The 15444-nt window shown below is 41.2% G+C and carries 12 protein-coding genes; 11 read left to right on the top strand and 1 reads right to left on the bottom strand.

Annotated features, from left to right (window positions below):
* The first annotated feature begins 72 nt into the window (after window positions 1–72).
* The 10 genes from M1R56_RS01995 to M1R56_RS01950 all read left to right on the top strand — a co-directional run bounded on the left by M1R56_RS01995 (window position 73) and on the right by M1R56_RS01950 (window position 10406).
* The gene (locus M1R56_RS01995; protein WP_000375187.1) at window positions 73–204 is read left to right on the top strand and encodes a teichoic acid D-Ala incorporation-associated protein DltX; all 132 of its coding nucleotides are present in this window, start codon (window positions 73–75) and stop codon (window positions 202–204) included.
* A 20-nt stretch (window positions 205–224) separates the two neighbouring features.
* Window positions 225–1775: a D-alanine--poly(phosphoribitol) ligase subunit DltA gene (gene dltA / locus M1R56_RS01990; RefSeq protein ID WP_248034415.1), complete on the top strand. Its 1551-nt coding sequence runs from the start codon at window positions 225–227 to the stop codon at window positions 1773–1775.
* On the top strand, window positions 1772–3016 hold the full coding sequence (gene dltB / locus M1R56_RS01985; RefSeq protein ID WP_248034414.1) for a D-alanyl-lipoteichoic acid biosynthesis protein DltB: 1245 nt from the start codon (window positions 1772–1774) through the stop codon (window positions 3014–3016). Before dltA ends, dltB begins: the two co-directional genes overlap by 4 nt.
* Before the next feature lie 13 nt (window positions 3017–3029).
* Window positions 3030–3269, top strand: coding sequence for a D-alanine--poly(phosphoribitol) ligase subunit DltC (dltC, locus tag M1R56_RS01980; RefSeq protein ID WP_000351968.1), 240 nt, complete (start codon window positions 3030–3032; stop codon window positions 3267–3269).
* On the top strand, window positions 3262–4530 hold the full coding sequence (gene dltD / locus M1R56_RS01975; RefSeq protein WP_248034413.1) for a D-alanyl-lipoteichoic acid biosynthesis protein DltD: 1269 nt from the start codon (window positions 3262–3264) through the stop codon (window positions 4528–4530). The genes dltC and dltD overlap by 8 nt, the downstream gene beginning before the upstream one ends.
* A gap of 139 nt (window positions 4531–4669) precedes the next feature.
* Window positions 4670–6706: a cell surface ecto-5'-nucleotidase Nt5e gene (nt5e, locus tag M1R56_RS01970; protein WP_248034412.1), complete on the top strand. Its 2037-nt coding sequence runs from the start codon at window positions 4670–4672 to the stop codon at window positions 6704–6706.
* A 244-nt stretch (window positions 6707–6950) separates the two neighbouring features.
* Entirely contained in the window at window positions 6951–7391 is a 441-nt protein-coding gene (gene adcR, locus M1R56_RS01965; RefSeq protein WP_248034411.1) for a zinc-dependent MarR family transcriptional regulator, read from the top strand.
* Window positions 7391–8095 (top strand): metal ABC transporter ATP-binding protein, encoded by a 705-nt coding sequence (locus tag M1R56_RS01960; RefSeq protein WP_001269493.1) that lies wholly within the window; start codon window positions 7391–7393, stop codon window positions 8093–8095. The genes adcR and M1R56_RS01960 overlap by 1 nt, the downstream gene beginning before the upstream one ends.
* Window positions 8088–8894, top strand: coding sequence for a metal ABC transporter permease (locus tag M1R56_RS01955; protein WP_153224529.1), 807 nt, complete (start codon window positions 8088–8090; stop codon window positions 8892–8894). Before M1R56_RS01960 ends, M1R56_RS01955 begins: the two co-directional genes overlap by 8 nt.
* Before the next feature lie 9 nt (window positions 8895–8903).
* Window positions 8904–10406, top strand: a complete 1503-nt coding sequence (locus tag M1R56_RS01950) for a zinc ABC transporter substrate-binding protein AdcA (RefSeq protein WP_248034410.1) — start codon at window positions 8904–8906, stop codon at window positions 10404–10406.
* 143 nt (window positions 10407–10549) lie between these two features.
* On the opposite strand, the gene M1R56_RS01945 is transcribed toward M1R56_RS01950, so the two are convergent.
* Window positions 10550–11407, bottom strand: coding sequence for a 5'-nucleotidase, lipoprotein e(P4) family (locus tag M1R56_RS01945; RefSeq protein WP_248034409.1), 858 nt, complete (start codon window positions 11405–11407; stop codon window positions 10550–10552).
* A 432-nt stretch (window positions 11408–11839) separates the two neighbouring features.
* Here M1R56_RS01945 and M1R56_RS01940 point away from each other — a divergent pair, with 432 nt between their 5' ends.
* Window positions 11840–15442, top strand: a complete 3603-nt coding sequence (locus tag M1R56_RS01940; protein ID WP_248034408.1) for a DNA-directed RNA polymerase subunit beta — start codon at window positions 11840–11842, stop codon at window positions 15440–15442.
* Window positions 15443–15444 lie beyond the last annotated feature (2 nt).

Here is a 15444-nt window from a genome sequence, read left to right as displayed (position 1 = left end):
AAAATGGGAACAAGAAAAAATAGTAATTGTTTGTGGAAAAATTGACGGAAATTTACAGAAAAGAAATCGATCATGGATAGAAAGAAACCATTATATATTTTTTTAGGGCAAACGGTCCTGTATTTTATTGTTCTACTGGGTTTGCTTTACTTTTTTAGTTACCTAGGTCAAGGTCAGGGTGGCTTTATCTACAATGAATTTTAACTTTAAGGAGAAAACGAACTGTGTCTAATAAACCGATAAAAGATATGATTGAAGCGATTGAGCACTTCGCCCAAACTCAGCCTAGCTTTCCAGTCTATAATGTTCTTGGTGAGGAACGTACCTATGCTGATTTGAAGGCTGATTCAGACAGTTTGGCTGCAACCATCGATCAACTAGATTTACCTGAAAAATCTCCTGTAGTCGTTTTTGGTGGTCAGGAGTATGAGATGTTGGCTACCTTTGTAGCCTTGACCAAGTCAGGTCATGCCTACATTCCAATTGACAGTCATTCGGCCTTGGAGCGAGTTTCGGCTATATTGGAGGTTGCAGAACCAAGTTTGATTATTGCTATCTCAGACTTTCCATTGAAGCAGGTTTCTACACCGATGATGAATCTAGCTCAGGTTCAAGAATCCTTTGCTCAAGGGGCAAGCTATGAGATGACGCATCCAGTCAAGGGCGATGATAATTACTACATCATCTTTACTTCAGGGACAACTGGGAAACCAAAAGGGGTGCAGATTTCGCATGATAATCTGCTCAGCTTTACCAACTGGATGATTACGGACAAGGAATTTGCGACGCCAGAGCGTCCGCAAATGTTGGCACAACCGCCCTATTCTTTTGACTTGTCTGTCATGTATTGGGCACCGACTTTGGCTCTTGGAGGAACCCTTTTTGCCCTCCCGTCAGCCATTACTCAAGACTTCAAACAACTCTTTGAAACTATCTTTTCTCTTCCGATTGCTATCTGGACTTCAACACCATCTTTTGCAGATATGGCCATGTTGTCTGAAGATTTCAATACTGAAAAGATGCCAGGGATTACCCATTTCTACTTTGATGGGGAAGAGTTGACCGTTAAAACTGCTCAGAAATTGCGCGAGCGTTTTCCAAATGCACGCATCATCAATGCCTACGGTCCAACGGAAGCGACTGTTGCTTTGTCGGCAGTCGCTATTACAGATGAGATGTTAGCGACTCTTAAACGCTTGCCAATTGGCTATACCAAAGAAGATTCTCCAACCTTCATCATTGATGAGGCAGGAAACAAATTGCCAAATGGTGAGCAAGGGGAGATCATCGTATCTGGTCCAGCTGTTTCAAAAGGCTACATGAACAATCCTGAAAAAACAGCTGAAGCTTTCTTCGAATTTGAAGGTTTGCCAGCCTACCATACAGGAGATGTCGGAACCATGATGGACGAAGGCCTTCTTCTTTACGGTGGACGGATGGACTTCCAGATCAAGTTTAACGGTTACCGTATCGAGCTAGAAGACGTTTCTCAAAACTTGAACAAATCCAAGTATATTGACTCAGCAGTCGCAGTACCGCGTTATAATAAAGATCACAAGGTCCAAAATCTCTTGGCCTATGTTATCTTAAAAGATGGGGTCAAAGAACAATTTGAGCGCGAAATTGATATCACGAAAGCCATCAAAGAAGACTTGGAGGATATCATGATGTCTTACATGATGCCGTCTAAGTTCCTTTATAGACAAGATTTGCCATTAACTCCAAATGGCAAGATTGATATTAAAGGATTGATTAACGAGGTGAATAATAGATGATGGATTTCCTAAAACAGCTACCTCATATTGAGCCTTATGGGAATCCGCAGTATTTTTTGTACGTAATTACGGCTACCTTGCCAATCTTTATCGGACTTTTTTTCAAAAAACGTTTTGGCTGGTATGAAATATTGGTTAGTCTCTTCTTTATAGTCACTATGTTGACGGGAGGCAAGACCAATCAATTAGCTGCCTTAGGAATCTATCTAATTTGGCAAATAGTACTGGTTCTTTTTTACAAGCAGTATCGAAAAATTCGAGATGGCAAATGGATTTTCTATCTGGTTAGTCTGTTGTCTTTACTTCCAATTATATTTGTAAAGGCGCAAACAGCCATTAACGGAACACAATCCTTGCTGGGTTTTATCGGAATTTCTTATTTGACATTTCGTTCGGTGGGAATCATCATCGAACTCAGAGATGGAGTCATTAAGGATTTGAAAATGTGGGAGTATTTGCGTTTTCTTCTCTTTATGCCGACATTTTCAAGTGGTCCTATTGATCGTTTCAAACGTTTTAATGAAAATTATCAGACGATTCCAGAGCGCGATGAGTTGATGAATATGCTAGCCGAGTCCGTTCGGTATATCATGTGGGGATTTCTGTATAAATTTATCCTAGCTCATATTTTAGGCGAGATTTTATTGCCACCGCTAAAGAATTTAGCTTTACAAACAGGTGGCTTCTTTAACTACTATGTAGTTGCAGTCATGTACACATTTGGTCTGGAGCTCTTCTTTGACTTTGCGGGTTATTCCATGTTTGCTCTAGCTATTTCAAATCTGATGGGGATTCGTAGTCCGATCAACTTCAACAAACCTTTCTTGTCAAGAGATTTGAAGGAGTTTTGGAATCGTTGGCACATGAGTTTATCCTTCTGGTTCCGTGACTTTGTCTTTATGCGCATGGTCATGGTGATGACGAGAAAGAAGCTTTTTAAGAATCGAAATGTGACCTCAAGTGTCGCCTATATCCTGAACATGCTCCTTATGGGGTTCTGGCATGGGATAACTTGGTTTTACATCGCCTACGGACTCTTTCATGGAGTGGGCTTAGTCATTAATGATGCCTGGGTTCGAAAGAAAAAAACGCTCAATAAAGAACGTAAGAAAGCAGGGCGACCTCCCTTGCCTGAGAACCGTTGGGCTCAGTTGCTTGGCATGGTGATAACCTTCCATGTCGTGATGGTTTCATTCTTAATCTTTTCTGGATTTTTGAATGATTTATGGTTTAAAAAATAAAAGGAATTAAAAAATGGATATCAAATCAGAAGTTATTGAAATTATTGATGAATTATTTATGGAAGATGTATCTGACATGATGGATGAGGATCTTTTTGACGCAGGTGTCTTGGACAGCATGGGAACCGTTGAATTGATCGTGGAAATCGAAAATCGCTTTGATATTCGTGTCCCAGTTACAGAATTTGGTCGTGACGACTGGAATACAGCTAATAAAATCGTAGCAGGGATTACGGAGTTAAAGAATGCTTAAACGCTTGTGGCTGATTTTCGGGCCTGTCTTTGTAGCGGGCTTGCTGGTGTGCCTTCTTATCTGTTTCTATCCAAGTAGTCCAAGTCATAATCTCATGGAGGAAAAATACTCTGCCGCTTCGATAAGTGCAGAAAGCTTTAAGGAAAGAAGTCAAAAAGTAAGAGCTCTTACGGATCCTGATATGCGTTTTATACCCTTTTTGGGTTCGAGTGAATGGATTCGTTTTGATAGCATGCATCCAGGAGTATTAGCTGAAAAGTATAATCGCTCCTATCGCCCTTATTTTATGGGGCAGGCAGGAGCAGCTTCTCTTAGTCAGTACTTTGGACTACAACAAATCACATCTGAGCTTGAAAACAAACAAGCGGTATTTGTAATCTCTCCACAATGGTTTACAAAAGAGGAGCACGATTCGCCTACTTTTCAAAGCTTTTTTAACAATGACCAGTTGACTGCCTTTTTGGAAAATCAATCCGGAGATCTGGCTGCTCAATATGCGGCTACTAGACTCTTGAAGAAAAATCCAAGAGTACCGATGAAGGGGATTGTTGAGAAGCTGGCCAAGAATGAACAATTGTCAGACTTTGATCAAACGATGGTTAATCTCTCTGCCGAGTTCAATGAAAGACAAGCTGCTCTTTTTGGTCAATTCTCCATTCATGGTCGATTAAAGTACAAAGATCATATTGAAAAATATTTGAGCAGTCTCCCAGAGCAATTTTCTTATGAAGAATTGGAAAATATTGCACGTAAGGATGCAGAAGAAAATACGACCAATAATGATTTGGGAATGGAAAACCACTTTTATACCACTCAACTTAAGAAGGACTTAAAAAATTTAGAAGGCTATCAAAAGAATTATAACTTTCTCCAATCAAGTGAGTACAATGATTTGCAGCTAGTGCTTGATCAATTCGCCAAGTCTAAGGTTAATGTGCTCTTTGTCTTTCAACCTGTCAATAAAAAATGGATGAACTATACAGGTTTGAACGAAGAAATGTATCAACACTCTATTGAAAAAATTCGTTACCAGTTGGAAAGTCAGGGTTTTACCAACATTGCTGACTTTTCAAAAAATGGTGGAGATCCCTACTTTGTTAAGGATACGATTCATATCGGTTGGTTAGGCTGGTTAGCATTTGATAAGGTGGTAAATCCCTTTTTGAGCAATCCGACAACAGCTCCTAGTTACCAAATGAATGACCGCTTCTTTAGCCAGGATTGGGCAAATTACGATGGGAATATTAAAGATTTTCAATAATATAGAAAAGGAGTTTGAACTTTTTGTTCAGACTTTTTTTATGAAATGTCGGATAGGTTACCTTCAAAAAGGTTAAAAGTTTTAAAATGATGCTAAATAGCGTATAATGGTAGAAGAAAGAAGAGAAAGGGATTTCAATATGAATAAACGTTTTTTGTTGCCTGTCCTATCGACAGCCCTATTAGCTCCAGCCTTTTTAGCTGGACAGGTCTATGCTGAAGAAAATACTAGTTCTTCAGAAGCTACAGAAGTTGTAAATACTGCAGAAGCACCAGTAGTAGCAGCGACTCCTGAGGTTGTTACAAGTACGGCAACACCAGCTGAAGAGGTTGCACCTCAAAAAGAAGAAGCAGATACTGTTATCTTGCATACCAATGACGTGCATGGTCGTATCGTAGAAGAAAAAGGAGTAATTGGAGATGCCAAGCTCGCGACAGTTATTGAGAAGGAGCGAGAAAAGGGCAACCAAACGACTCTAGTAGTGGATGCAGGTGATGCCTTCCAAGGTCTGCCGATTTCAAACTCAACAAAGGGTGAAGCTCGTGCCAAAATCCTAAACGAGATGGGCTACGATGCTATGGCTGTAGGAAATCATGAGTTTGACTTTGGACTTGACGAAGCTAAAAAATACAAAGAAATCTTGAACTTCCCACTGCTTAGCTCAAATACTTATGTAAATGGAGCTCGTCTATTTGAAGCAGCAACAATTGTTGATAAGAACAAGGATGTTGCAGGTGATGAGTTTGTCGTCATCGGTGTGACAACACCTGAAACAGCTACTAAGACCCACCCTAAAAATGTTAAAGGCGTAACCTTTACAGAACCTATTGCAGAGGTTAACAAGGTTATCGAAGAAATTCAAGCTAAAGCCTTGGCAGAAGGCAAAGACTACAAACATTATGTTGTTCTCGCTCACTTGGGAGTTGATACAACAACGCCTGTAGAATGGCGTGGTTCTACCCTTGCAGAAGCACTTTCAAAAAATCCTCTTTTGAAAGGTAAGCGTGTTACAGTGATTGATGGTCACTCTCATACAGTAGAATCTACTACCTATGGGGACAATGTAACCTACAACCAGACAGGAAGCTATCTCCATAACGTTGGTAAAATCACTTACAAATCTCGTCAATTATTGGGAAATCCAAGCCAGGTACCTGCTGCAGATGCTAAGAAATTAGAAGCCAATCCAAAGATTGCAGCCATGGTCAAAGAAATCAAAGAAAAATATGACGCTGAAAATGCTGTAGAAGTTGTTTCAAATAGCCCAGTTGAATTGAACGGTGACCGTGAAAATGTCCGTGTCCGCGAGACAAACCTTGGAAATGTTGTCGCAGATTCTCTCTATCAGTACGGTCAAACAGGCTTCAGTCATCCAACAGATATCGCTGTGACAAATGGTGGTGGCTTGCGTGAAACGATTTCCAAAGATAAGCCAATTACAAAAGGAAATGTCATTGCAGTCTTGCCATTTGGAAACACCATCTCACAAATTCAAGTAACTGGTCAGCAAGTTCTGGATATGTTTGAAAAATCACTCGGATCTATCTTGCAGGTTGATAAGGCAGGAAAAACTGTCTTGGATGAAAATGGTCAACCATTGCTAGAACCAAGTGGCGGATTCTTACAGATTTCAGGAGCCAAGGTCTATTACGATACAAATCTAGCTGCAGGCAAACGTATCTTGGCTATTCAAGTTAAGAATCGTGCAACTGGTCTTTATGAAAAACTAGATTTGGTGAAAATCTACTATCTAGCAACCAATGACTTCCTTGCAGCAGGTGGTGACGGTTATACCATGCTTGGTGGTGCTAGAGAAGAAGGTCCTTCAATGGATGCTGCCTTTGAAGACTATCTCAAAACAGCTGATTTGACTCAGTATGAAAAGGTAAATCCAAATTCACGCACGATTTCTGTGGATTCAAAAACATTTAAACTGCCAGAAGAGCAAGGTAAAGAGCAAGATCCAGCTAAACCAGAAGAAGACCCAGCAACAAAACCGACTCAACCGTCTACTGTAAAAGTTGATTATAAGGTTGCAGATAAGTTTGCTAAGAAAACAGTAGTCTCAGAGAAACTACTTCCAAATACAGGTAGTGAGCAATCTATTTTCATGATGCTACTTGGTATGATTCTTGGAGCGACAGCTCTCTGGACTAGCCGTAAACAAGAAAAATAATTCTAAAGGATGAAAACATCTCAGGTGTTTTCATCTTTTTTCTTGACTCCTTGCTTGGATGTGATATACTTAACTAGTAAAGGAATGGTGTGATACTCAATAAAAATCAAAGAGCAAACTAGGAAGCGAGACGCAGGCTGTACTTGAGTACGCCAAGACGAAGCTGACGTGGTTTGAATTTGATTTTTGAAGAGTATGAAAACCTTGTATTTATAGAAATTCCGTTCTGAGAAAGGAGCAAATCATGAGACAGTTGGCAAAAGATATCGATCGTTTTTTAAATGAGATTATTCTCAAGGCGGAAAACCAGCATGAAATTCTCGTTGGTCATTGTACCAGTGATGTGGCTTTGACAAATACCCAGGAGCATATTCTCATGCTTTTATCAGAGGAGTCGCTCACCAACTCTGAGTTGGCGCGTCGTCTCAATGTCAGTCAAGCTGCCGTTACAAAGGCTATCAAATCCCTAGTTAAGGAGGGAATGTTAGAAACGTCTAAGGATCCTAAGGATGCTCGCGTTGTCTTCTATCAATTGACAGACTTGGCTCGACCTATTGCTGAGGAACACCACCATCATCATGAACATACCCTCTTGACTTATGAGCAGGTTGCCACTCAGTTCACACCAAACGAACAAAAAATTATCCAGCGGTTTTTAACTGCTTTAGTAGGAGAAATCAAGTAATGAGATACATCACAGTAGAGGATTTGTCCTTCTATTATGACAAGGAACCTGTGCTTGAGCATATCAATTACAGTGTTGACAGCGGGGAATTTGTCACCCTTACTGGAGAAAATGGAGCGGCAAAGACCACTCTTATCAAGGCCAGTCTAGGTATTTTACAACCGAGAATTGGAAAAGTAACCATCTCAAAGACAAATATTCATGGGAAAAAATTAAGAATTGCCTACCTTCCCCAGCAGATCGCCAGTTTTAATGCGGGCTTTCCAAGTACTGTTTATGAATTTGTCAAATCAGGTCGCTACCCAAGAAAGGGCTGGTTCCGTCGTCTGAATGCCCATGATGAAGAACACATCAAGGCTAGTTTAAACTCAGTTGGCATGTGGGAACATCGGGATAAACGCATTGGTTCTCTCTCTGGTGGGCAAAAGCAAAGAGCGGTCATTGCACGTATGTTTGCTTCAGATCCAGATATCTTTATCTTGGATGAGCCGACAACAGGGATGGATGCAGGTACCAAGAATGAATTTTATGAGCTCATGCACCATAGTGCCCACCATCATGGTAAGGCTGTTTTGATGATTACCCACGATCCTGAAGAAGTTAAGGATTACGCAGATCGTAATATCCACCTTGTTCGTGACCAAGATTCGCCATGGCGTTGTTTCAATGTCCATGAAAATGATCAGGAGGTGGAACATGCTTAATCTATTTTCTTATGATTTTATGCAGCGAGCCTTTTTAGCGGTTATTGCCATGAGTCTCTTTTCACCAGTCCTTGGGACCTTCCTCATTTTGCGCCGTCAAAGTCTCATGAGTGATACTCTGAGTCACGTCTCACTTTCGGGTGTTGCCTTTGGTTTGGTTTTGGGGATTTCTCCAACCATCTCGACCATTGCCATTGTCTTGATTGCGGCTGTATTCCTTGAGTATCTCCGTACGGTTTACAAGAGCTTTATGGAGATTGGGACAGCTATTCTCATGTCTACAGGACTTGCAGTTTCACTCATTGTGATGAGTAAGGGTAAGAGCTCTAGTTCTATGAGCTTGGACCAATACCTTTTTGGTTCTATTGTGACTATTAGTCAAGAGCAGGTAATTGGGCTCTTCATCATTGCAGCGGTTGTTTTAATTCTGACCTTCCTCTTTTTGAGACCCATGTACATCTTAACTTTTGACGAGGATACAGCTTTTGTAGATGGTCTTCCAGTGCGTACCATGTCAATTCTCTTTAATATGGTAACGGGTGTGGCTATCGCTCTCATGATCCCAGCTGCGGGAGCACTTTTGGTATCAACTATCATGGTCTTGCCAGCAAGTATTGCTTTGCGTTTAGGGAAGAACTTTAGTTCGGTGATGATTCTTGCCAGCGTTATTGGTTTTCTAGGTATGGTGGCAGGACTTTATATATCCTATTATGCAGAAACACCACCGAGTGCAAGTATTACCATTATCTTTGTAGTTGTCTTTTTGTTAGTCAGCTTACTCAAACGTTTTATCAAATAGGAGAAGAAAATGAAAAAACTAGGCCTATTTTTGGCAAGTCTTGTGACACTATTCTTAGTCGCTTGTTCCAATCAAAAACAGGCAGACGGAAAATTAAATATTGTCACAACTTTCTATCCTGTCTACGAATTTACCAAACAAGTAGCAGGCGATACAGCCAATGTCGAGCTCTTGATTGGGGCAGGGACAGAACCACATGATTATGAACCATCGCCTAAGGCAGTTGCTAAAATCCAAGACGCTGATGCCTTTGTTTATGAAAATGAGAACATGGAAACATGGGTTCCCAAGCTTTTAGATTCACTAGATGCGAAAAAAGTAAAAACAATCAAGGCGACTGGTGATATGTTGCTTCTTCCAGGAAGTGAAGAAGAGGAAGACCATGATCACGGTGAAGAAGGTCATCATCACGAGTATGACCCTCATGTTTGGTTGTCTCCTGCGCGTGCCATTAAGCTTGTAGAGTACATTCGTGATAGTCTTTCAGCTGACTATCCAGATAAGAAGGCGACTTTCGAGCAAAATGCAGCTGCCTATATCGAAAAACTACAAGCCTTGGACAAGGCCTATACTGAAGGACTTTCTAGTGCAAAACAAAAGAGTTTTGTGACTCAACACGCTGCCTTTCGTTACTTAGCTTTAGACTACGGACTCAATCAAGTTTCTATCTCAGGTCTTTCCCCAGATGCGGAGCCTTCAGCAAGCCGCTTGGCAGAATTGACCGAATATATCAAGAAAAACAAGATTTCTTATATCTACTTTGAAGAAAATGCCTCACAAGCCCTAGCTAATACTCTCTCAAAAGAAACAGGAGTTAAGTTAGACGTTCTGAATCCTCTGGAAAGCTTGACCGAAGAGGACATGAAAGCTGGAGAAAACTATATCTCTGTCATGGAGAAAAATCTCAAGGCCCTCAAGCAAACAACTGACCAGGCAGGGGCAGAAATTGAACCAGAAAAAGCAGAGGAAACTAAAACCGTTCAAAATGGTTACTTTGAGGATACAGATGTCAAGGATCGTACCTTAAGTGACTATGCTGGCAACTGGCAGTCAGTCTATCCTTTCCTTGAAGATGGTACTCTAGATCAAGTCTTTGACTACAAGGCTAAATTGACTGGTAAAATGACCAAGGATGAATACAAAGCCTACTATCAAAAGGGCTATCAAACCGATGTATCTAAGATTAATATCACGGATAACACTATGGAATTCATCCAAGGTGATCAAAGTAAGAAATATACATACAAGTATGTCGGCAAGAAAATTTTGACTTATAAGAAAGGGAATCGAGGAGTGCGCTTCCTCTTTGAAGCGACGGATGCAGACGCTGGGCAATTCAAGTATGTTCAGTTTAGCGACCACAATATCGCTCCGGTCAAGGCAGAACATTTCCATATCTTCTTTGGAGGCACTAGCCAAGAAGCCCTCTTTGAAGAGATGGACAACTGGCCAACCTACTATCCAGATGGCTTATCAGGTCAAGAGATTGCTCAAGAAATGTTGGCTCATTAAGATACGAATCACATGATAAAAGCGGACAGGAAAGTTTTCTGGTTATCAGAATCCTCTCTTGTCCGCTTTTTTTGAGTTTTGTAAGTTAAAGAGCCATTGTCCCTATTTATGTGCTTATAAATTTATTCAGTTTCAAGCTTACTTTATTTGTCAAAGCCTTGTAAGGCTTTTTCGCGTTCGTCTACTTGTCCCTTGGCATCTAGTTTGTTACCACCGTAAACTGCTGTTTCCCATGATCCATACATTGGATTTGGGAAGATGATGAATTTTTCACCAAATTCTTTTTGCAATTCTTCAAGTTGTTTGTCACGATCAGCTTCAGAAGTTTTAGAAAAATCTGCAAAGTCTACAAGGTTATCACCAAATAGTAACACAAGATTTGTTTTTTCTTGAACAGCTTGGCGACGACCTTCTTTAGATTTTACACCACTCTCTAGGAACATGAGGTGGTCACGTCCCTGTACAGGGATACCTTCGTTTTCTAGATTTTTAATGGTAGCATCTACTTGGTCAACTGAGCGGTCAGAAATATAGTAGATTTGGACACCATTTTGATCGGCAAACTGAAGAAAATCTTTAGCACCTGGGACGGCTTTAGCTGCAGCTTTTTGCACCCAAACATCCCAATTTTCAGGTGTGAATGCTGTTCCATCTTTGACATTTTGAACTTGATAAGGACTGTTATCTAGGACCGTTTCGTCCAAGTCCAAAACAATCGAATAAGGCTTGTCTGATTCTGTTTTCAGTAATTCCTTTAGACGATCTGTAGCAACATTATAACCTTGTAGATACAAGGCTTTTGTTTCGGCCGCTTTTTGATACCAGAGAGTTGACATGGTATTTTCTCTAGACCGTAGTTGGTCGTAAGTCATTGTAATCTGATTGTCAGATGAGTTATTAGCGGATGTTTGTGTTTCTGTGGATTTTGTGGCGCAGCTGGTCAATAAGATGACAGATGCAAGTGCAGAAACGATTGTAAGAGTGGTTTTAGCTGTTTTCATAAAATGTCTCCTGTCTATTAATTTCAATAACAGTATAGCATGAGGGAATAGTTAAGGCAAGCGTTTTCCTAAATATGGACTTGATTTTTCAAAGAAAGATGTAGATAATTAACGGATTAGAGGAAGAGAAAAATCTCTCAAAACCCTTGAAAAATCTAACTAAATAGGGTATAATGTAAATAATCATTTGTCGTAGGTTTTGTCTGAAATATTGTCCAGGCAAGGCTCACAGCAGTTAAATCTTCTTACAAAAGTCAGATTTAGCTGCTCTTTTTGTGCTTTTTTTCAGGTTTTCTAGTGATTGTAACAAAGATTTAAAGATTCTGAAAATTAGTCGAGGGGGATAAGTTGATAGGGTTTTTAGAACCCTCTAACGATAATTACTAGCTTAGATCACTAAGCTTGGAACTTTATTTAAAAAGGAGAATCATCTTGGCAGGACATGACGTTCAATACGGGAAACATCGTACCCGTCGTAGTTTTTCAAGAATCAAAGAAGTTCTTGACTTACCAAATTTGATTGAAATTCAAACAGATTCATTCAAAGATTTCCTAGACCATGGTCTGAAGGAAGTATTTGAAGATGTATTGCCGATTTCAAACTTCACAGACACAATGGAGTTGGAATTTGTTGGCTACGAAATCAAAGAACCTAAATATACGCTTGAAGAGGCTCGTATCCACGATGCTAGCTACTCAGCACCTATCTTTGTAACCTTCCGCTTGATTAACAAAGAAACTGGCGAAATCAAGACACAGGAAGTATTCTTTGGTGATTTCCCAATCATGACTGAGATGGGTACTTTCATCATCAACGGTGGTGAACGAATCATCGTATCACAGTTGGTGCGTTCTCCAGGTGTTTACTTTAATGACAAGGTAGACAAAAATGGTAAAGTGGGTTACGGTTCAACTGTTATTCCTAACCGTGGAGCTTGGTTGGAACTTGAAAGCGACTCAAAAGACATCGCCTACACTCGTATTGACCGTACTCGTAAGATTCCATTTACGACCTTGGTTCGTGCGCTTGGTTTCTCAGGCGATGATGAAATCTTTGATATCTTTGGTGACAGCGATCTTGTTCGTAACACTGTTGAAAAAGATATTCACAAGAATCCAATGGACTCTCGTACAGACGAAGCTTTGAAGGAAATTTACGAACGCCTTCGCCCAGGTGAGCCTAAGACTGCTGAAAGCTCACGTAGCTTGCTTGTAGCTCGTTTCTTCGACCCACGTCGTTATGACTTGGCTGCAGTTGGTCGCTACAAAATCAATAAAAAACTCAATGTTAAAACACGTTTGCTTAACCAAACCATTGCTGAACCATTGGTAGACCCTGAAACAGGTGAAATCTTGGTAGAAGCTGGAACAATCATGACTCGTAGCGTGATTGAAAGCATTGAAAGCCATTTGGATGGCGATTTGAACAAGATTGTCTACATTCCAAATGATGCTGCTGTAGTAACAGAGCCAGTTGTTCTTCAAAAATTCAAGGTTGTTGCACCAACTGATCCAGATCGTGTTGTAACTATCATCGGTAATGCAAATCCAGATGACAAGGTTCGTATCGTAACGCCTGCAGATATCTTGGCTGAGATGAGTTACTTCCTCAACTTGGCTGAAGGTATTGGTCGTGTGGATGATATCGACCACCTTGGAAATCGTCGTATCCGTGCTGTTGGTGAATTGCTTGCCAACCAAGTGCGTCTTGGGCTTTCACGTATGGAACGTAACGTTCGTGAACGTATGTCTGTTCAAGATAACGAAGTACTAACACCACAACAAATTATTAATATCCGTCCAGTAACTGCAGCGATCAAAGAATTCTTTGGTTCTTCTCAATTGTCACAGTTCATGGACCAACACAACCCGCTTTCTGAGTTGTCACACAAACGTCGTTTGTCTGCCTTAGGGCCTGGTGGTTTGACACGTGACCGCGCTGGATATGAAGTGCGTGACGTGCACTACACTCACTATGGTCGTATGTGTCCAATCGAGACACCTGAGGGACCAAACATCGGTTTGATCAACAACTTGTCTTCATATGGACACCTCAACAAGTATGGTTTCATTCAAACACCATATCGTAAGGTTGATCGTGAAACTGGAAAAGTAACTAACGAAATCGTTTGGTTGACTGCTGATGAAGAAGATGAGTACACAGTAGCACAGGCTAACTCTAAATTGAACGAAGATGGCACATTTGCTGAGAAAACAGTTATGGGACGTCATCAAGGGGTCAACCAAGAGTACCCAGCTAGTGTTGTAGATTACATGGACGTTTCTCCAAAACAGGTAGTTGCCGTTGCGACAGCATGTATTCCTTTCTTGGAAAACGACGACTCCAACCGTGCCCTCATGGGTGCCAACATGCAACGTCAGGCTGTTCCTTTGATCAATCCCAAAGCACCTTACGTTGGTACTGGTATGGAATATCAAGCAGCCCATGACTCAGGAGCTGCAGTTATTGCACAACATGGTGGTAAGGTTACCTATGCGGATGCGGATAAGGTAGAAGTTCGTCGTGAAGATGGCTCCCTTGATGTTTACCACATTCAAAAATTCCGTCGTTCAAACTCAGGTACTGCCTACAACCAACGTACCCTTGTTCGAGTTGGTGATCTTGTAGAGAAAGGTGACTTTATCGCTGACGGACCTTCTATGGAAAATGGAGAAATGGCGCTTGGACAAAACCCAATCGTTGCCTACATGACTTGGGAAGGTTACAACTTCGAGGATGCCGTTATCATGAGCGAACGCTTGGTTAAAGACGATGTTTATACATCTGTCCACCTTGAAGAATACGAATCAGAAACACGCGATACAAAGCTTGGACCTGAAGAAATCACTCGTGAAATTCCAAACGTTGGTGAAGATGCCCTTAAAGACCTTGACGAAATGGGGATTATCCGTATCGGTGCTGAGGTTAAAGAAGGTGACATCCTTGTAGGTAAAGTAACACCTAAGGGTGAGAAAGATCTTTCAGCTGAAGAACGTCTCTTGCACGCTATTTTCGGAGACAAATCTCGTGAAGTTCGCGATACTTCACTTCGCGTACCCCACGGTGCCGATGGTGTTGTTCGTGATGTTAAGATCTTTACACGTGCAAATGGTGATGAATTACAATCAGGTGTTAATATGCTGGTTCGTGTTTACATCGCTCAAAAACGTAAGATTAAGGTTGGAGATAAGATGGCCGGACGTCACGGAAACAAAGGGGTTGTCTCTCGTATTGTTCCTGTAGAAGACATGCCTTACCTTCCGGACGGAACTCCAGTCGATATCATGTTGAACCCACTTGGGGTGCCATCACGTATGAATATCGGTCAGGTTATGGAGCTCCACCTTGGTATGGCAGCTCGTACCCTTGGTATTCACATCGCAACACCAGTCTTTGACGGAGCAAGTTCTGAAGATCTTTGGTCAACTGTTAAAGAAGCAGGTATGGATAGCGATGCTAAGACGATCCTTTACGATGGACGTACTGGTGAACCATTTGATAACCGTGTGTCAGTTGGTGTCATGTACATGATCAAACTCCACCACATGGTTGATGATAAATTGCACGCACGTTCAGTCGGACCATACTCAACCGTTACGCAACAACCACTCGGAGGTAAAGCTCAGTTTGGTGGACAACGTTTCGGTGAGATGGAGGTTTGGGCGCTTGAAGCTTATGGTGCGTCAAATGTCCTTCAAGAAATCTTGACTTACAAGTCTGACGATATCAACGGACGTTTGAAAGCTTATGAAGCTATTACAAAAGGAAAACCAATTCCAAAACCAGGTGTTCCAGAATCCTTCCGAGTTCTTGTTAAAGAATTGCAATCACTTGGTCTTGACATGCGTGTCCTTGACGAAGATGATCAAGAAGTTGAACTTCGTGATCTTGATGAGGGCATGGACGAAGATGTCATCCACGTAGATGACCTTGAAAAAGCACGTAAAAAAGCTGCTGAAGAAGCAAAAGCTGCTTTTGAAGCTGAAGAAGGTGCAAAAGCGGAAGCAACAGAAGAAGCTACTGAACAAGAATAAGT

The organism is Streptococcus sp. oral taxon 431 (assembly GCF_023115445.1).
In the GTDB taxonomy this organism is placed as follows: domain Bacteria; phylum Bacillota; class Bacilli; order Lactobacillales; family Streptococcaceae; genus Streptococcus.
This window is presented reverse-complemented; position numbering and strand designations above follow the sequence as displayed.